The following is an 18,358-nucleotide window of genomic DNA, read 5'->3' as shown; positions in this document are numbered from 1 at the left end:
TTGACGCGCAGTCGTGTAGGGTGGGCAAAGGCGCGTCAGCGCCGTGCCCACCACCTATCACCGATCGCATCTCCAAATGGTGGGCACGCTGCGCTTTGCCACCCTACGGTCTGCGAACTGATTTGCTTTGTACGCAAGTGCAATCTCGCTTGCGCGCGTGCGACAAATCAACACGACGGGCAAATCAGTCCAAACCTGTCCAGCCCTTCTCGCAAAAATATTCCGCTTAACATGTCGTCATCACCCGCGAAGGCGGGTGATCCAGTATTCCAGAGACGCTCATGATTGAATCGATAAGCCGCGGCGTACTGGATCCCCCGCCTGCGCGGGGGACGACGGCTTTGGTGTGGCGAGACTTCTCACACCCACACCCAGCCTCAAAACGCCGTGTACCCGCCATCGATCACAAAACAATCCGCCGTATGATACGACGACGCCTTGCTCATGATGTACACGGCGATGCCGCCGAAATCCGTGGGCTCGCCGAAGCGGCGCACGGGAATGCGCGGCATCACGTTGGCGACGAATTTGTCGTTGCCCATGATGCCTGCGGTCATGTCGCTCTTGATCCAGCCGGGCAGGATCGCATTCGCGGTGACGCCGTGGCGCGCGAGCTCAACGGCAAGCGCGCGACACAGCGCGTTCAGCGCAGCTTTGGTGCCGGCGTAGTGCTCGTTGCGGGCGGTACCGAACAGCGACGCCAGGCTGGAGGTCGCGACCAGCCGGCCGAATCTGTCGCCGGCCTCGGCGCGTTCGGTCATATGGCGGGCGGCGGCCTGAAACACATGGAAGACGCCGTCGAGATTGGTCGCGAACATGCGCCGCCATTCCTCCTCGGTGCGGTCGATGAAGGCGCGCCGTCCGCCGCCGCCGATGCCGGCATTGGCAAAGCAGCCGTCGACCCGGCCGAACGTGTCGAGCGTCGCCTGCATCGCCGCCTTGACGGAAGCGGGATCGGAGACGTCGCAGATCTGGGTATGCACCTTGCCGGGCCCGGCCGACATGGTTGCCGCCGCACCCTTGTTCTTGTCGGCGTTGCGGCCCCAGATCGAGACGTTGCAACCTTGCGCGTTCAGCGCCTGCGCGATGCCAAGGCCGATACCGCCGTTGCCGCCGGTGATGACCGCCGTACGGCCGGAGAGATCAAAAATGCTCATGGGATGTTTCCATTTGCTTTGGGGCGCGATAAGGCGTGCGCCCGATGGCGGGCAGATGTTCTGTTGCAAGCATGGACAAGCGCGCCCGGAAAATCAAATATGGGCGAGACATCGTCCGATCTTCCGCGCAGCGAAATAGCGCGTAAACACAAGTCATGAGGAAGCAATGCAGTTCAAGCACGTCACGCTCGATTTCGATGGCCCGGTCGCTGTTCTCAAGCTTGACCATCAGGAGGTCATGAACGCGGTCTCGATGGACATGCTGGGCGGTCTCGGCGAGGCGCTCGATGCGATCGACGACAAGCGGGAGGAGGTGCGCTGCCTCGTGCTGACCGGCGCCGGCCGCGCGTTCTGCACCGGCGCCAACCTGCAGGGCCGCAACAACCAGAAAGCCGGCAAGAGCAATGCCGGGCAATCGCTGGAAATCGGCTTTCATCCGTTCCTGCGGCGGCTGCGCCGGCTGCATTGCCCGATCGTCTCGGCGGTCAATGGCCCCGCCGCCGGCGCCGGGATGAGCTTTGCATTGATGGGCGACATGATCGTGTGCGCACGCTCGTCCTATTTCCTGCAGGCGTTCCGCCGCATCGGCCTGGTGCCGGATTGCGGCTCGACCTGGCTGTTGCCGCGCATGATCGGCAAGGCGCGTTCGGTCGAACTGTCGCTGATGGGCGAGCGGCTGCCGGCGGAGAAGGCGCTGGAATGGGGCCTCGTCAACCGCGTCTATGACGATGCGGTGCTGATGGAGGAGGCGATGAAGCTCGCGCATGACCTCGCCAATGGCCCGACGATCGCGCTGTCCTTGATCCGAAAGCTCTATTGGGACAGCCCGGAAAATTCCTTTGAGGAACAGCTCAACCTCGAATTCGAGTCGCAACGCATCGCGGGCGCGGCGGAAGACTTCAAGGAAGGCGTCAGCGCATTCCTCGAAAAGCGCCCCGCCAAGTTCAGGGGCAAATGATCGAGGAACAACTCGGACGCTGCGTCGCCTCCTGGTATCCGGGGGCGACCGGCGTGACTGGTGCCGCAAAACTTTCCGGCGGCGCCAGCCAGGAGACCTGGACGTTCGACATCGTGCACCGGAGCGGCAATATCGGCGCCATCCTGCGCCGCGCGCCGCCGGGCTTTGGCGCGTCGCCGGGCCGGGCGGCCGGGCTCGATGCCGAGGCGACACTGATGCAGCTCGCGCATGACGCCGGCCTGCCGTCGCCGCGCGTGATGCATGTGCTCAAGCCTGAGGACGAACTCGGCACCGGCTTCATCATGCAACGCATCGAGGGCGAAACCATCGCGCGCAAGATTCTGCGCGATGAGAAATTTGCGAACGCGCGGCCGATCCTGGCGCGGCAGCTTGGCCGTGTCGTCGCCGGAATCCACGGTCTGCCGGCGTCGAAACTACCAAAACTGCGCGAGATGACGGCGACAAAGGAGATCGCCGACCTCGAACGCGAATACCGCAGCTTCGGCTGGCCGCGTCCGGTGTTCGAACTGGCGCTGCGCTGGCTGCGCGAGCGCGATCCCGGGCCATCGAAAGAGGTGACGCTGGTGCATGGCGATTTCCGTCACGGCAACCTCATCATCGGGCCCGATGGCGTGCGCGCGGTGCTGGATTGGGAGCTGGCGCATTTCGGCGACCCGATGGAGGATCTGGGGTGGATCTGCGTCAACTCCTGGCGCTTCGGCGAGATCGACAAGCCGGTCGGCGGTTTCGGTACGCGCGAGGAATTGTTCGCAGGCTATGAGGAGGCCGGCCGGAAGGTCGACACGGATCGCGTGATGTTCTGGGAAGTGATGGGCACGCTGCGCTGGGGCATCATGTGCTGCGGCATGATGCAGCGGTTCCGGCAAGGCCCTGATCATTCGATGGAGCGCGCCATGATCGGGCGACGCTCGTCGGAAACGGAAATCGATCTGTTGAGGCTGCTAGCTCCGAGAGGACGGTAACATGCAGGACGAGCCGACACCCACCGAACTGATCAAGGCGGTTGCAGATTTCCTCCGCAACGAGATCGCGCCGGCCATCAAGGGCCACAACGCCTTCAAGCTCCGCGTCGGCATCAATGCGCTGGATCTCGTGACGCGACAACTGGCGCAGGAGCAGGGGAGCGATGCCGCGGAATCCGCGCGGCTGAAAGAGTTGCTCGGCTCGGATGGCTCGCTGATCGAGCTGAACCGCGCATTGTCGGACAAGATCGCAAAGGGCGAAGTCGACTTGCAGACGCCGGGGCTCGCAGACCATCTCTGGCAGACCACCATGGACAAGCTCGCCGTCGATCAACCGAACTACGCGTCATACAGGCGGGAGCTTGGGGGCAAGGGTAGCTAGTTCTGCGTCGTCCCTGCGAACGCAGGGACCCATAACCACAGGCGTTCGTGATGACGAAAGATCGCTGCCACCGCGCCGCCAAGAGAGATCACGCGGTATGGGTCCCTGCTTTCGCAGGGACGACGATGGCGAGTCAATTGCTACCGCCCCAGCCATTTCGGCGGCCGCTTCTCCGCAAACGCCTTCGGCCCCTCGATGTAGTCCTGCGAGGCCGCCATCGCCTTCACGGCCGGGTACTCGCGCTGCTCGGCGATCGCCTGTTCCAGCGAGACCTCGAGCCCGCGCTGGATCGCCTGCTTGGAGGCGCGGATCGACATCGGCGAATTCTTGCAGATCGTCTCCGCCCATCGCTCCGCCGCGGCAAGCGCTTCGCCGGCCGGAACCACCTCATTGACAAAGCCGAGTTCGAGCCCCTCCTTGGCGGAGACGTGGCGCGCGGTGAGGATCATGCCCATGGCGCGCTTCAGCCCGATCTGCCGCGGCAGCCGGTGCACGCCGCCGGCCAATGCGGCGAGGCCGACGCGCGGCTCGGGCAGGGCGAAGGTCGCATTCTCCGCGGCGATGATCAGGTCGCAGGCCAGCGCGATCTCGAAACCGCCGCCCATCGCCACGCCATTGACGGCGGCGATGATCGGCTTGTCGCAGTCGAACCGCGAGGTGAGGCCGGCGAAGCCGCCCTTGTCCCAGCCGCGCTTGCCGCCGGCGGCCTGCCATTTCAAATCGTTGCCGGCGCAGAACGCCTTGTCGCCGGCGCCGGTGACGATCGCGACCCACTGCGCAGGGTCCGCGGAGAAATCGTCGAACACCTTGTTGAGTTCGAAATGCGCGTCGATATGCAGCGCATTGTACACTTCGGGCCGCGACAGCGTGATGATCGTGATCGGCCCCTTGCGCGTCACCTCAGAGAATTTCAGGTCCATGCTTGCTCCCGTTTCGATTTTCTGCGGAGAAGAATATTGGCCGCGATCATAGCGCCGGCGCGGCGTCCGATACCATCCAATTACGCAACGCGCCTGCGCGTGCCAAGGTTCATTCCGTTGCTTGACTTGGACCGGGTCTTCTCACCTAAATCGACCCGAGCAGGAGCGCTGTGTAGCGCCTAAACGCAAATCAAGAACAAACGATATTTCCGGGAGACACCGCCTTGGATTTCAACCTGCCTGCCGACCTCACGGCCTATCTCGATGAACTCGACCGCTTCATCGCGCGCGAGATCAAGCCGCTGGAGGAGGCCGATGACAACATCCGCTTCTTCGACCATCGCCGCGAATGGGCGCGCACCGATTTCGAAAACGGCGGCCTGCCACGGCATGAATGGGAAGCGCTGCTGCGCAAAGCGAAGAATCTTGCCGATGCCGCGGGCCATCTGCGCTTCGCGATCCCGAAGCGCTACGGCGGCAAGGATGGTTCCAATCTCTGGATGGCCGTGATCCGCGAACATTTCGCCTCAAAGGGCCTTGGCCTGCATAACGATTTGCAGAACGAGCATTCGATCGTCGGCAATCTGCCCATCGTCACCATGCTCGACCGCTACGGCACCGACGATCAGAAGGCGATGATCGACGGCTCGATCACGGGAAAGTACCGCATCACGTTCGGGCTCACCGAACCGGAGCACGGTTCCGACGCGACGCATATGGAAACCAGGGCCGTCCAGGCGACCCGCGACAACGTCAAGGGCTGGATCATCAACGGTCAGAAGATGTGGACCACCGGCATGCATGTCGCCACCCATTGCGCGCTGTTCGCCCGCACCTCAGGCAATGACGGCGATGCGCGCGGCATCACCTGCCTGCTGGTGCCGGCCAAGAGCCCGGGCGTGAAGGTCGAAGAATACATGTGGACCTTCAACATGCCGACCGACCATCCGCGCGTCAGCTTCACGGACGTATTCGTGCCTGAGGATGCGCTGTTTGGTGAAGTCGGCCGGGGACTATCGCTGGCGCAGTGCTTCGTGCATGAGAACCGGATCCGGCAGGCGGCGAGTTCGCTGGGTGCCGCCGTCTACTGCATCAACGAAAGCGTCAAATACGCACGCGAGCGAAAGCCGTTCGGCAAGGCGCTGGCCGAGAACCAGGCCATCCAGTGGCCACTGGTGGAACTGGCGACGCAGGCCGAAATGCTCAGGCTGTTGATCCGCAAGACGGCATGGGAGATGGACCAACTCACGCAAGCGCAGGTCGAGCATACGCTCTCCGACCGGGTGTCGATGTGTAATTTCTGGGCCAACCGGTTGTGCTGCGAGGCCGCCGACCGCGCCATGCAGGTGCATGGCGGCATGGGCTATTCGCGCCACAAGCCGTTCGAACACATCTACCGCCACCACCGCCGCTACCGCATCACCGAGGGGAGCGAGGAAATTCAGAAGCGCAAGGTGGCGGGATTCCTGTTCGGATATATGGGGGCGGGGAAGCATTGAGCTTCGCCTGCCACTCTCTCGCCACGTCGTCTCCGCGAACGCGGGGACCCATAACCACAGGACGTAGTTTGAGGCACGAAAGGGCAGCTAACACTTCGCACATAACCGGCGACACGGCGTATGGGTCCCTGCTTTCGCAGGGACGACAACGTTGATAGACAACGGATCAATTCACCTGCCGGTCCTTGCCCGCCCAATAAGGTTCGCGCAAATTCCGCCGCAAAATCTTCCCCGACGGATTGCGCGGCAATGCTTCCAGAAATTCGACCGATTTCGGCGTCTTGAATCCCGCAATGCGCTCGCGGGTAAAATTGATGATGTCGGCGGCGGTTGCCTGCTTGCCGGGCTTCATCACCACGATCGCCTTCACCGCTTCGCCCCATTTGTCGTCGGGGATGCCGATCACGGCGGCTTCGGCGACGTCAGGATGGTCGCAGATCGCGCTTTCGACTTCGGCCGGATAGATATTCTCGCCGCCGGAGATAATCATGTCCTTGATGCGGTCGTGGATGTAGAGGTAGCCGTCCTCGTCCATGTAGCCGGCGTCGCCGGTGCGCAGCCAGCCGTCGCTGCCGAGCGTCCTCGCGGTCGCCTCGGGCAGGTTCCAGTAGCCGGCCATGTTGGAGCCGGAGCGGGTGGCGATCTCGCCGACCTGGCGCGGCGGCAACCGCTTGCCATCGGGGTCGAGAATCGCAAGCTCGATGCCGGGCAGCGCCTTGCCGGCGGAGCGCATCCGCTCCAACCCCTCGACATGATCCTCGGGCGGCAGGGCTACGATGGTGCCTGTCGTCTCGGTCATGCCGTACAATTGCACGAAGCCGCACTTGAACACCTCGATGCACTCTTTCAAGAGCGCAGCGGGAATCGGCGAGGCGCCGTAGAGCATGTATTTCAGCCGCGAAAAATCGACCTGCCGCGCCCGCGGCTGCCGCACCACGAACTGCATCGCGGCCGGCACCATGAACAGTTTGGTGATTCCGGACTGCTCGAAGAAGTCCAGCACCTTGGTCGGATCGAACTCGCGCGCGATCACGCCCTTGGCGCCGTGGTAGAGGCCCATCACGCCCCAGCCCGAGCCGCCGATATGAAAGATCGGCATGGCGACCAGCGAGACGTCGTCGCTGGTCCATTTGTTCCACTCGGGCTTCTCGGCCTCGTCGCCGGCGTTCACCAGATTGAGGAAGTTGGCGTGCGACAGCATCGCGCCCTTGGGCTTGCCGGTGGTGCCCGACGTATAGAGCTGGATCGCGATGTCGTTGGGGTTGATCGGGACCTTCGGGTCATCACTGCTCGCAGCATCGCGCCAGCCCGCGAAATCCTGCCATTCCGGCGCGCCGCCTTCGGTGGTGATGATGGTGCGCACGTCAGGCAATTGCGCCTTGATGTTGCGGACCTGGGTGACGAACTCGGGTCCTACGAACAGCACCGGCGCCTTGCAGTCACCGACGATGAACGCGACCTCGGGGCCGGCGAGGCGCCAATTGACCGGCGCCATCACTACTTTGGCCTTCATCGCGCCCATCAAGAGCTCGAAATAGAAGTCGCTGTTCTTGCCGAGATAGGCGATGCGCTCGCCCGGCTTGACGCCGAGCGCAATCAGCGCGTTCGCAACGCGGTTGGTGTTGGCGTCGAATTCGGCGAAGCTGGTCTGGCGTCCCTCGAATTCATAGGCGATCGCGTCGCCGCGCGTTCTTGCGCGGTCGCGCACCATGTCGGCAAGGTTCGTCAATTGCTGCGAAGCGGACATGTCTCTCCCGTAGCGTCTTGTTTTCGTTACGCGGAGTTTGGCGTCATCCGGCAACAAAGACAATACGCGAGAGTGGCCGTGTCAGTAGCGCGTGATCTGTCGTGTGTTTGTAGCTCGTGAAGTGTCGTGTTTTTGGTGCCCTGGAACAAAGGGGGCACGATGGGCACGGCATCCATTCACGAGGGTGTACGACGGATGCGGTTTTCGGATTTGCTGGATCGGACGGAGGCGAAGGAACTGACGCAGGCGGCCGCGGCTGAGCTTCTCGGGATCAACGTGCGGACGTTTCAACGTTGGGCGGAACGCTATGAGGCGGAGGGCGATGACGGGCTTGTCGACCTCCGTATGGGGCGGCGATCGCCGCGGCGCGCGCCGGAGGAAGAGCTTGAGCGGATGCTGGGGCTGTTCCGGGACAGGTACGCGGACTTCACGGTGAAGCACTTCCACGAGCAGCTGCAAAAGCGGCATGGCTATGTGCTTGGCTACACGGTGACGAAGCTGGCCTTGCACGCGGCGGGCTTGGTGCGGAAGGCGCCGAAGCGTTCGGCGCACCGCAAGAAGCGTCCGCGCCGGCCGCTTCCGGGCATGCTGCTGCATCAGGACGGGTCGCGCCACGCCTGGATCGAAGGTCTGCCGGCGATGGACCTGATCGTCACGCTGGACGATGCGACGAGCGAGATCTACTCGATGTTTCTGGTCGAGGAAGAAGGCACGGCGTCGACGTTCCAGGCCTTGGGCGAAGTGATTGGCGGGCGCGGCCTGTTCTGCGCGCTCTACACCGATCGCGGCAGCCATTATTTCTACACCCCGAAGGCTGGCGAGAAGGTCTCGAAGACGCAACAAACCCAGGTGGGACGGGCTTTATCGCATCTTGGGATCGAGCATATCGCAGCCTATTCGCCGGAGGCGCGCGGGCGCTCCGAGCGGATGTTCGGCACGCTGCAGGGCCGGCTGCCGAAGGACCTGCGGCTCGCCGGGATCAGGACGGTCGAAGCCGCCAATGCGTGGCTGAGGGCGCATTACATGGCCGAGCATAACGCGGCGTTTGCGATCAAGGCCGAACAGCCGGGCACGGCGTTCGTCGCCGATCGCCACGAGGCTTGGCGCGAAGCGCTGTGCGTGATCGAAGACCGAACCGTCGCCAACGACAATACGATCGCATGGAACGGTCGGCGGCTGCAGCTGCCGGAGAGCCGGCTCAGGCCCCACTTCGTCAAAGCCCTGGTGCGGGTCCATGAGTATCCCGATGGCACCGCGAGCGTGTTCCTTGGCCCGCACCGATTGGCGACGTTTGCCGCCGACGGACACCAGATCAGCCCCGACGCGCCTCAGCCTGGCAGCGTGCTCGGAGCCGTCAAGGACAAGCCCTTGCGGGCGCGCAAGCGCGCGTCCTTGACCGCCCCTGCGCGCGCCGCCGTCGAGATAGCGCGGGTCGGGGCGGAGAAACGGGCTTCAAGTCGAACAAAGAAACCGACCAGGAGGGCTAACCCGGCAGCAATATCCGTGGCATGACCAACCCGGAGGAAACCGTCCACGCCTTCCGGCTCCTCCGAAACTCAACAACGAAGGCGACAGATCACGAGCTACAAAAATACGACAACTTCACCCGCTACGGACATACGCGAGAGTGGCCGCAACTCTTCAGCACGTCGTCCCTGCGAATGCAGGGACCCATACGCCGCGGCCGATCAGTGAGACGATGGCGCTAGTTGCCTTCGCAAAACGAACGACGGTGGTTATGGGTCCCTGCGTTCGCAGGGACGACAGCTCACCCCCGCGCCGCGCGGTCCTTTTCGTTCTGCGCCTTGATCGAGTCGCGCGCCTTGCTCCAGTCGTCGTCGCTCCAGTCGCGCAACTGATAGAAATTGCCGCCCATCGCGAGCGCCTGCGCGCCGTCCATGGCGATGGTCTCGCCATTGATCCAGTCGCAGCCGCCGGAGATCAGGAACACCGCCAGGTTCTGCAATTCCTCCATGGTGCCGACGCGGCCCATCGGGTTCTGCGCCCGGGTGCGCGCGCCGGCCTCGTCGCCGGGCTTGATGCGCTTGCTCATGCCCTCGGTCGGGATTTCGCCCGGCGCAATGGTGTTGAGGCGGATGCCGTGCTTGCCCCATTCGACCGCCAGCGACATCGTCATGGCGTGGATCGCGGATTTGCTCATCGCCGACGGCACCACATAGGGCGAGCCGTTGCGCACCCAGGTCACGGTGATCGACACCACGTTGCCGCGATGATTACCGGCGATCCAGCGCCGTCCCACGGCGTGTGTCACATAGAACGTGCCATGCATCACGATGTTGGCGACGGCATCAAAACCGCGCGGCGAGAGCTCTTCCGAGCGCGAGATGAAGTTGCCGGCCGCATTGTTGATGAGATCGGTGAGGGGACCTTCGGTCCAGATCTGTTCGATCATTTCGTCGACCGCCATCGCATTGCGGATGTCGACGCCGTGGCTGATCACACGCCCGCCATGCAGGTCCATCAATTCGGTCGCAGTCTCGTCGCACACGGTCTTGCGTCGGCCGCAGATGTGGACCTCGGCTCCCAGTTGGAGAAACCGTGCGGCCATGGACTTGCCGAGGCCGGTGCCGCCTCCGGTCACGAGAATGCGCCGCCCGGCGAGAAGCTGATCGTTGAACATCGTTTCCACCCAAGGGGATTGTCTGTTAATTGGTCGATTGACTAAAACCGGCAACGGCCGTTCTGTAAAGCGCCAAGAACGAAGTGTGGAGGAGAATTCTCATGGAGCAACGCGTCTCGATATCGATTTCGGACGGCATCGCTGACGTCCGGCTGGTGCGAGCCGACAAGATGAACGCGCTCGATGCCGCGATGTTTGAGGCGCTGGTGGCCGCGACCGAACGGCTTGCCCATGAAAAAGGCGTCCGGGTGGTAGTATTGTCCGGGGAGGGGCGGGCATTCTGTGCCGGGCTCGATATGGGACGCTTTGCCGCGATGAAGGAGAGCGGCGGTAACGGGATCGCCGGTGGCGAGAAACGCGACCTCACTGCACGCACGCATGGGCTGGCGAACTTTCCGCAAGCTGCGGTCTGGGGCTGGCGCCAGCTCCCGGTGCCTGTCATCGCCGCGATCCAGGGCGTGGCGTTCGGCGGCGGCTTCCAGCTCGCGCTCGGCGCCGACATGCGCTTCCTCACGCCCGACGCGCGGATGTCGATCATGGAGATCAAATGGGGCCTGGTGCCCGACATGGCCGGCACGCCGATCCTCGCGAGTCTCGTCCGTGACGATATCCTGCGCGACCTCACTTATACCGGGCGCATCTTCTCGGCGCAGGAAGCCATGAGCTACGGTCTCGCGACGCGGATCTGTGACGACCCGCTTGCTGCGGCCTTCGAGGTCGCGCGCGAAATCGCCGGCAAGAGTCCGGATGCGATCCGCGCCGCCAAGCGCATGCTGAACAAGCTGTCTGTCGACCCAGCTCCGGCGCTGCTGGCCGAGTCAGTCGAGCAGCAGAAGTTGCTCGGCAGTCCCAACCAGACTGAGGCGGTGCGCGCGAATATGGAAAAGCGCGCGCCGCGGTTTGCGGACGTGGGCTAATTCGCCGTCATCACCGGGCTTGTCCCGGTGATCCACGTCCTTTGTAACCGCGAGCAAGAACGTAGATGGCCGGGACAAGCCCAGCCATGACGATCTGAAAAATTCTCGTAAGAAAAAAGAACAAGGCAATGACCGACTCCCCCTTCCATGGCATCATCAGCGGCCCGCGACGGCGCGACCATGCGGAGGTCGCCGATCGCTCTGAGCGCATCGCCAGCGGCTTGCAAAAACTCGGCGTCAAGCAGGGTGACAGCGTCGCCATGCTGATGCGCAACGACATCGCCTTCATCGAGGCGGCCTATGCCGCGATGCGGCTCGGCGCCTATGGCGTGCCCGTCAATTGGCACTTCAAGCCGGAAGAGATCAATTATGTGCTGAAGGATTCCGGCACCTCGGTGCTGATCGCGCATGCCGACATGCTGCACCAGTTGCGCGAGGCGATCCCGCAGGGCGTCACGGCAATCAGCGTACCGACGCCGCCGGAAATTATCGCCAATTACAAGATCAATCCCGATCACCTCACCACGCCCGATTTCGCGATCGATTTCGAATCCTGGCTAAAGCAGCACCCGCGCTATGACGGGCCGGCGGTGCCGCAGCCGCAGAACATGATCTACACCTCGGGCACCACAGGCCATCCCAAGGGCGTGCGCCGGTTTGCCCCGACGCCGGAGCAGAGCGCCAATGCCGAGCGCATGCGCGGGATGATCTATGGCCTCAAGCCGGGCGCCCGCGCGCTGCTTCCCGGGCCGCTGTATCACTCCGCCCCGAATTCGTTCGGCCTGCGCGCAGGCCGCCTTGGCGGCGCGCTGGTGATCATGCCGCGCTTCGACGCGGAAGAATTTTTGCGCGTGATCGAGACCGAGAAGATCGACACCATCTTCATGGTGCCGACCATGTTCATCCGGCTGATGAAGCTGCCGGAGGAGGTCCGCAAGAAATACGACATGTCGTCGCTGCGCCACATCATCCATGCCGCCGCGCCCTGTCCAGCCGACGTCAAGCGCGCGATGATCGAATGGTGGGGGCCGATCATCTACGAATTCTACGGCTCGACCGAGTCGGGCGCCGTCACCTTCGCCACTTCGGAGGACGCGCTGAGAAAGCCCGGCACCGTCGGCAGGATTTCGCCCGGCGCGGAATTGCGTTTCATCGGCGACGACGGCAAGGAATTGCCGCAGGGCGAAATCGGCGAAATCTATTCGCGCATATCAGGCAATCCTGATTTCACCTATCACAACAAGCCGGAAAAACGCGCCGAGATCGATCGCGACGGCTTCATCACCTCGGGCGATGTCGGCTACATCGACGCCGACGGCTATGTCTTCATCTGCGACCGCAAGCGCGACATGGTGATTTCGGGCGGCGTCAACATCTATCCGGCCGAGATCGAGGCCGCGCTGCACGCGATACCGGGCGTGCATGATTGCGCGGTGTTCGGCATTCCCGACGCGGAATTCGGCGAGGCGCTGATGGCGGTGGTGGAGCCGCAGCCGGGCGTGACGCTCGACATCGCGTCCGTCCGCGCCCAGCTCAAGCTATCGCTGGCCGATTACAAGGTGCCGAAGCACATCGAAATCCAGTCCAACCTGCCGCGAGAAGATTCCGGCAAAATCTTCAAGCGCCGGCTGCGCGATCCCTATTGGGAGCAGGCCGGGCGGAGGATTTAGGTATCTCGTCGTCCCTGCGAAAGCAGGGACCCATACTCCGCGGCTTCTCTGATGGCCACATCGGCTAAGACCTCGTGCGAGCCCCATGGCCGGTGGCTATGGATCCCTGCTTTCGCAGGGACGACGCAAGAGAAGGGACGACGAAGAGCCGCCTCCATCTTTATCCTCCATCTTTATCTTGCACTGCGGTAAAAAAATTGCACACTCGGAATTGCCGGGCAATTTCTGAGGTGGCCAGCCATGACTTCCCAGATAGTGTCTTCCCAGACCATGTCTCCCGAGATCGAGGTCCGGTTCGACCGTACCGAGGAAACGCTGGCGTTGGAGGAAGACGCGCGGCTGCGGACGGATATCCGCCTGCTGGGCCGTATTCTCGGCGATACCGTGCGCGACCAGGAGGGGGCCGACGTGTTCGACCTGGTCGAGCGCATCCGGCAGACCTCGATCCGGTTCCACCGCGACGAGGACAAGCTGGCGCGGCGGGAACTCGAAACCATCCTCGACAGCATGTCGATCAGCGATACCGTCCGGATCGTCCGCGCCTTCAGCTATTTCTCGCATCTCGCCAACATCGCCGAGGACCAGAACAACATCCGCCAGATGCGCGGTCGTGGTCCCGGCGGGCCGCGGCCGAGCCTGCTGACACAGACGTTGTCACACGCAAAGACGGCCGGATTCAGCGCCGCCGACCTGCGCCGCTTCTTTGGGGAGGCCCAGGTCAGCCCGGTGCTGACCGCGCATCCCACCGAGGTTCGCCGCAAGAGCACAATCGACCGCGAGATGGAAATCGCTGGATTGCTCGACCGGCGCGAACGCGTCCAGCTCACGGCGGAGGAAGCCGAAGCCAGCGCCGAACAACTGCGCCGCGCCGTGCTGACGCTGTGGCAGACCAATCTGCTGCGCCGGACCAAGCTGACCGTGCTCGATGAGGTCGCCAATGGCCTGTCATTCTACGACTACACCTTCCTGCACGAGGTGCCGCGGCTGCATTGCGCGCTGGAAGACCGGCTGAACCTGGAGGAGGGCGGCGCGCCGGGTGAACTGGCCTCGTTCCTGACCATGGGAAGCTGGATCGGCGGCGATCGCGACGGCAACCCGTTCGTGACGGCCGACGTGATGCGCGGCACGCTGCGCCTGCAGTCGAGCCGGGTGATGAACTTCTATCTGGAGGAGCTGCACGTCCTTGGTTCGGAACTGTCGCTGGCGGCGCATCTTGCCGACGTCTCCGACGAATTGCGCGCGCTGGCCGGGCGCTCGCCGGATACCTCGCCGCACCGAAGCGGCGAACCGTATCGGCTGGCGGTGTCCGGCATCTATGCCCGGCTGACCGCGACCGCGGTGCGGCTGGAGGTTGAAACTACGCGCCGCCCGGTGGGCGAGGCCGCGCCTTATGCGAGCGTGAAGGAGTTCAAGGCCGATCTCGATGTGCTCGATCGCTCGCTGATCGCGAACAATTCCGGCGTGATCGCGCGCGGACGGCTGCGGTCGTTGCGCCGGGCCGTGGATTGTTTCGGCTTCCATCTCGCGCGGCTCGACATCAGGCAGAATTCCGCGGTGCATGAGCGCACGGTGGCGGAACTGTTCGACGCGGCGATCGCCGGGATGTCCTATCTGGACCTCAACGAAGAAGCCCGCGTCAATCTGCTGCTGGGTGAGCTGCGCAGTGCAAGGCCGCTCAGCTCGGCCTTCGTCAAGTACAGCGAGGAAACGCTGGGCGAACTCGCTGTGTTCCGCGCTGCCGCCGAAGCCCATGCCAGGTTTGGCACGGATGTGATCCACCAATGCATCATCTCGATGTGCAAGGGCATGTCCGATATGCTGGAGGTGGCGGTGCTTCTGAAGGAGGTCGGCCTCATCAACCCCTCCGGCCGCAGCGCCATCAACATCGTGCCGCTGTTCGAGACCATCGAGGATCTGCAGGCGTCCTCCGGCATCATGGACCGGATGCTGTCGCTGCACGACTATCGCCGGCTGGTGGACAGCCGCGGCGGCGTCCATGAAGTGATGCTCGGCTATTCCGACAGCAACAAGGATGGCGGCTTCGTCACCTCGGGCTGGGAGCTCTACAAGGCCGAAATCGAACTGGTCGACGTGTTCGAGCGCCACGGCGTGCGGTTGCGGCTGTTCCACGGCCGCGGCGGTTCGGTCGGCCGCGGCGGCGGCCCGAGCTATGACGCCATCATCGCCCAGCCCGGCGGCGCTGTGAACGGCCAGATCCGCATCACCGAGCAGGGCGAAATCATCTCCAGCAAATACTCCAACCCCGAGGTCGGCCGCAGCAATCTGGAAATCCTCGCTGCCGCGACGCTGGAGGCGAGCCTGCTGCATCCGCGGCAGAGCGCGCCGCGCAAGGAATATCTCACCGCGATGGAGCAGCTCTCCGCGCTGGCGTTCAGGGCTTATCGCGGGCTGGTCTACGAGACCGAAGGCTTTGCCGATTATTTCTGGGGCTCCACGGTCATCACCGAAATCTCGACGCTCAACATCGGCAGCCGTCCGGCCTCGCGCAAGAAGACCCGCGAGATCGAGGACCTGCGCGCCATTCCCTGGGTGTTCAGCTGGGCGCAATGCCGGCTGATGCTGCCGGGCTGGTACGGTTTCGGCTCCGCGGTCGAGACCTGGATTGCGGAGCATCCGGAGCAGGGCATGCCGTTCCTGCAGGAACTCTATCGCGAATGGCCGTTCTTCCGCACGTTGTTGTCCAACATGGACATGGTGCTGGCCAAGAGCTCGATCGCGATCGCCTCGCGCTATGCCGAGCTGGTGCCTGACGTGAAGTTGCGCGAAAGCATTTTTGGGCGCATCCGGCGCGAATGGCATTCGTCGATCGAGACGCTGCTCGACATCATGGGGCACGAGCGCCTCTTGCAGGGCAACCCGCTGCTGGAACGATCGATCCGCAACCGCTTCCCCTATCTCGACCCGCTCAATCACGTGCAGGTGGAATTGCTCAAGGAGCACCGCGCGCACAGTCCGGACGAACAGGTGCTGCGCGGGATTCAGCTCACGATCAATGGAATTTCTGCGGGATTACGGAACAGCGGCTGAGAGAGGCCACTCTCTCCACGGTCGTCCCGGCGAACGCCGGGACCCATACCGCGTGATCTATCAGTAAGGCAGGATGGGAGAGACCATCCTGCAACAACCGAGCCCTGTGGTTATGGGTCCCCGCGTGCGCGGGGACGACTCGTGGTGGAATCGGAGGTTCAACAATTATTCGCGCCCTCGGCGCCTCTCACGGCTTCATGGCGCCCTGCGCACTGGTGTAGACGGCATAGAGCGATGACGAGCCGCAGATATAAAGTCTGTTTCGCTGCTGGCCGCCGAAGCACATATTGGCGACCGTTTCCGGGATGTGGATCTTGCCGAGAAGATCGCCGTCCGGCGTGTAGCAGCGCACGCCATCCTCATTCTGATCGCCCCAACCCACGGAGCACCAAAGGCGCCCGGCGGTGTCGCAGCGCAGCCCGTCGGTAATGCTGGGCTTGGGCATGTCCGCAAAGACCTTGCTGTTCGAAAGCTTTCCGGCCGCGAGATCCACGTCGAACACGCGGATATGCGACGGGTTGTCCGGCCCGTCGGTGAAGCCGGTATCGCAGATATAGAGCTTCTTCTCGTCAGGCGAGAAGCAAAGGCCGTTCGGCTCCACGAAGTCATCGACCACCATCTTGATGTCGCCGGATTTCGGATCCACCCGGTAGACGTTTTTCTTTTCCTGCTCGGGCTCGGCTTTGATGCCCTCGTAATAGCCGCCGATACCGTAGGCTGGGTCGCAGAACCAGATCGAACCGTCGGCCGCGACGACCGCGTCGTTCGGCGAGTTCAGTTTCTTGCCATTGTACTTGTCGGCGATGATCGTGATCGAGCCATCGAGTTCGGTCCGGGTGACCCGTCGGCCGCTGTGTTCGCACGTGATCAGGCGCCCTTCGCGGTCGATGGTGTTGCCGTTCGAGTTCATCGACGGATGGCGGTATACGCTGACGTGACCGTCATCCTCCGAGAAGCGCATGATGCGGTTATTGGGAATGTCGCTAAACAGAACATATCGCCCGGCCGGAAAGTAGACCGGGCCTTCGGCCCAGCGGAACCCGGTCGCGACGCGCTCGACGGCCATGGTGCCGGCGAAGGCCGGGAAACCGGTGGGGCCGAACGATACCTTCGGCTTCTTCATCGACTCCAGACGGGAGTCCGGATAGCGGGCGCCGGGAAGCGGGCCGAGCGGCAGGGGCTGCGTTGCCGTGGTCGGCGCGCCGGTCTGGCCAAGCGGCGCCACGGAGGCGGCAGAAGCCGTCTTCATCGTCACGGCGGAGGCGGCGAGTGCTGCCGCGCCGGTCAGTATCTTGCGACGGTCGAAACCGCCGCCTTGTTGCTGGGAATCAGGAAAGGTCAGCGAGGTTGTCATGATTTCCTCCCGTGCATTTTTGTTGGGAGGAAAAACATCGGCCCGCATTCCGGCATAAAGCGGGCGGCCTGTGGTGAAACAACTGGAAGATAGCGGAGAATCGTCGTCCCTGCGTTCGCATTTTGGCAGGGACGACGAGATCGACGTTCCTCAGATCGGATCCCAGGTGAAGACGTCCGCAGAGCGGTCGAGCTTGGAGAACGATCCCTTCAGTGCCGGCATGCCGTGTTCGGCGATGGTCTGCGGGGTCCAGCCTTCGCCGCGGTGAACCGAGCGCAGCGGACGATTCTGGCTGAACAGGAAGATCTCGTTCATCCGCACGCCGAAGATTTGTCCGGTGACGTCCTTGGCGGCATCGGAAAGCAGATAGGCGCACACCGGCGCGATCTTCTCCGGGCCCATCTGCTTGATCTTCTCGACGCGCGCCTTCTCGGCCTCGGTCTCTGTCGGGATGGTGCCGATCATGCGGGTCCAGGCGAACGGCGAGACGCAGTTCGAGCGCACGTTGAAGCGGCCCATGTCGAGCGCGATCGACTTCGACAGCCCGACGATGCCGAGCTTGGCGGCGGCGTAGTTGGCCTGGCCGAAATTGCCGATCAGGCCCGAAGTCGAGGTGAAGTGCACGAAGGAGCCGCTCTCCTGTTCGCGATATATCCGCGCCGCGGCGTGAGAGACGTAGAACGAGCCCATCAGGTGCACCTTGATGACGGCCTCGAACGCCTCCACGCTCATCTTGTGGAAGATCATGTCGCGCAAAATGCCGGCATTGTTGACGACGCCGTCGAGCCGGCCGAAATGATCGGTCGCCGTCTTCACGATCTTGCTCGCGGGAATCGCTTCCGCCACCGACTCGAAGTTGGCGACCGCAATTCCGCCGCGCTTCTTGATCTCTTCGACCACTTCCTCGGCGGGCGACGCGCTCGATCCGGCGCCATCAGCGGCAACGCCGGGATCGTTGACCACGACCTTGGCGCCTTCGGCCGCGCAGAGCAGCGCGATCTCGCGTCCGATGCCACGGCCCGCGCCGGTGACGATGATGACTTTGTCTTGCAGTGATTTTGCCATGTGGGGAGTCTCCTGTT

Annotated in this window: 14 protein-coding genes; 8 read left to right on the top strand and 6 right to left on the bottom strand. The window is 63.3% G+C overall.

Annotated features, from left to right (window positions below; genetic code table 11):
• Window positions 1-377: 377 nt before the first annotated feature.
• Window positions 378-1,157, bottom strand: coding sequence for an SDR family NAD(P)-dependent oxidoreductase (locus tag V1293_RS12240; protein ID WP_334509755.1), 780 nt, complete (start codon window positions 1,155-1,157; stop codon window positions 378-380).
• A 166-nt stretch (window positions 1,158-1,323) separates the two neighbouring features.
• On the opposite strand from V1293_RS12240, the gene V1293_RS12235 reads away from it, so the two are divergent.
• Genes V1293_RS12235 through V1293_RS12225 form a run of 3 tightly spaced genes read left to right on the top strand, consistent with a single transcriptional unit; the run spans window position 1,324 to window position 3,480 of the window.
• Window positions 1,324-2,115, top strand: a complete 792-nt coding sequence (locus tag V1293_RS12235; RefSeq protein WP_334509753.1) for an enoyl-CoA hydratase/isomerase — start codon at window positions 1,324-1,326, stop codon at window positions 2,113-2,115.
• The gene (locus V1293_RS12230; protein ID WP_334509751.1) at window positions 2,112-3,098 is read left to right on the top strand and encodes a phosphotransferase family protein; all 987 of its coding nucleotides are present in this window, start codon (window positions 2,112-2,114) and stop codon (window positions 3,096-3,098) included. The genes V1293_RS12235 and V1293_RS12230 overlap by 4 nt, the downstream gene beginning before the upstream one ends.
• Before the next feature lies 1 nt (window position 3,099).
• Window positions 3,100-3,480, top strand: a complete 381-nt coding sequence (locus tag V1293_RS12225) for a DUF6285 domain-containing protein (protein WP_334509749.1) — start codon at window positions 3,100-3,102, stop codon at window positions 3,478-3,480.
• A gap of 140 nt (window positions 3,481-3,620) precedes the next feature.
• Here the strand turns inward: V1293_RS12225 and V1293_RS12220 are convergent, their stop codons facing one another.
• Complete coding sequence (locus V1293_RS12220) at window positions 3,621-4,400, bottom strand: enoyl-CoA hydratase-related protein (protein WP_334509747.1); 780 nt, start codon at window positions 4,398-4,400, stop codon at window positions 3,621-3,623.
• Window positions 4,401-4,624: 224 nt separating this feature from the next.
• Here V1293_RS12220 and V1293_RS12215 point away from each other — a divergent pair, with 224 nt between their 5' ends.
• Window positions 4,625-5,899, top strand: coding sequence for an acyl-CoA dehydrogenase family protein (locus V1293_RS12215; protein WP_334509745.1), 1,275 nt, complete (start codon window positions 4,625-4,627; stop codon window positions 5,897-5,899).
• Between the two features lie 166 nt (window positions 5,900-6,065).
• Here the strand turns inward: V1293_RS12215 and V1293_RS12210 are convergent, their stop codons facing one another.
• On the bottom strand, window positions 6,066-7,646 hold the full coding sequence (locus V1293_RS12210; protein ID WP_334509743.1) for a fatty acid--CoA ligase: 1,581 nt from the start codon (window positions 7,644-7,646) through the stop codon (window positions 6,066-6,068).
• A gap of 195 nt (window positions 7,647-7,841) precedes the next feature.
• Here V1293_RS12210 and V1293_RS12205 point away from each other — a divergent pair, with 195 nt between their 5' ends.
• Window positions 7,842-9,158 (top strand): ISNCY family transposase, encoded by a 1,317-nt coding sequence (locus V1293_RS12205; RefSeq protein WP_334508238.1) that lies wholly within the window; start codon window positions 7,842-7,844, stop codon window positions 9,156-9,158.
• Window positions 9,159-9,414: 256 nt separating this feature from the next.
• Here V1293_RS12205 and V1293_RS12200 read toward each other — a convergent pair whose 3' ends face one another.
• Window positions 9,415-10,287, bottom strand: coding sequence for an SDR family oxidoreductase (locus V1293_RS12200; RefSeq protein ID WP_334509741.1), 873 nt, complete (start codon window positions 10,285-10,287; stop codon window positions 9,415-9,417).
• Window positions 10,288-10,388: 101 nt separating this feature from the next.
• Between V1293_RS12200 and V1293_RS12195 the strand changes: the two genes are divergently transcribed.
• The 3 genes from V1293_RS12195 to ppc all read left to right on the top strand — a co-directional run bounded on the left by V1293_RS12195 (window position 10,389) and on the right by ppc (window position 15,922).
• Complete coding sequence (locus tag V1293_RS12195) at window positions 10,389-11,204, top strand: crotonase/enoyl-CoA hydratase family protein (RefSeq protein ID WP_334509739.1); 816 nt, start codon at window positions 10,389-10,391, stop codon at window positions 11,202-11,204.
• Window positions 11,205-11,332: 128 nt separating this feature from the next.
• On the top strand, window positions 11,333-12,874 hold the full coding sequence (locus V1293_RS12190) for an acyl-CoA synthetase (RefSeq protein WP_334509737.1): 1,542 nt from the start codon (window positions 11,333-11,335) through the stop codon (window positions 12,872-12,874).
• A 255-nt stretch (window positions 12,875-13,129) separates the two neighbouring features.
• Entirely contained in the window at window positions 13,130-15,922 is a 2,793-nt protein-coding gene (gene ppc, locus V1293_RS12185) for a phosphoenolpyruvate carboxylase (RefSeq protein ID WP_442894345.1), read from the top strand.
• A 187-nt stretch (window positions 15,923-16,109) separates the two neighbouring features.
• Here the strand turns inward: ppc and V1293_RS12180 are convergent, their stop codons facing one another.
• Both V1293_RS12180 and V1293_RS12175 read right to left on the bottom strand, forming a co-directional pair.
• On the bottom strand, window positions 16,110-17,045 hold the full coding sequence (locus V1293_RS12180) for an SMP-30/gluconolactonase/LRE family protein (RefSeq protein WP_442894344.1): 936 nt from the start codon (window positions 17,043-17,045) through the stop codon (window positions 16,110-16,112).
• Between the two features lie 381 nt (window positions 17,046-17,426).
• On the bottom strand, window positions 17,427-18,341 hold the full coding sequence (locus tag V1293_RS12175; protein ID WP_334509731.1) for an SDR family oxidoreductase: 915 nt from the start codon (window positions 18,339-18,341) through the stop codon (window positions 17,427-17,429).
• Between the last annotated feature and the right edge of the window lie 17 nt (window positions 18,342-18,358).

It is taken from the genome of Bradyrhizobium sp. AZCC 1693, from assembly GCF_036924745.1.
Classification (GTDB): Bacteria; Pseudomonadota; Alphaproteobacteria; order Rhizobiales; family Xanthobacteraceae; genus Bradyrhizobium.
Note: the sequence above shows the minus strand (reverse complement) of the source record. Positions and strands in the feature narration are given on the sequence as shown.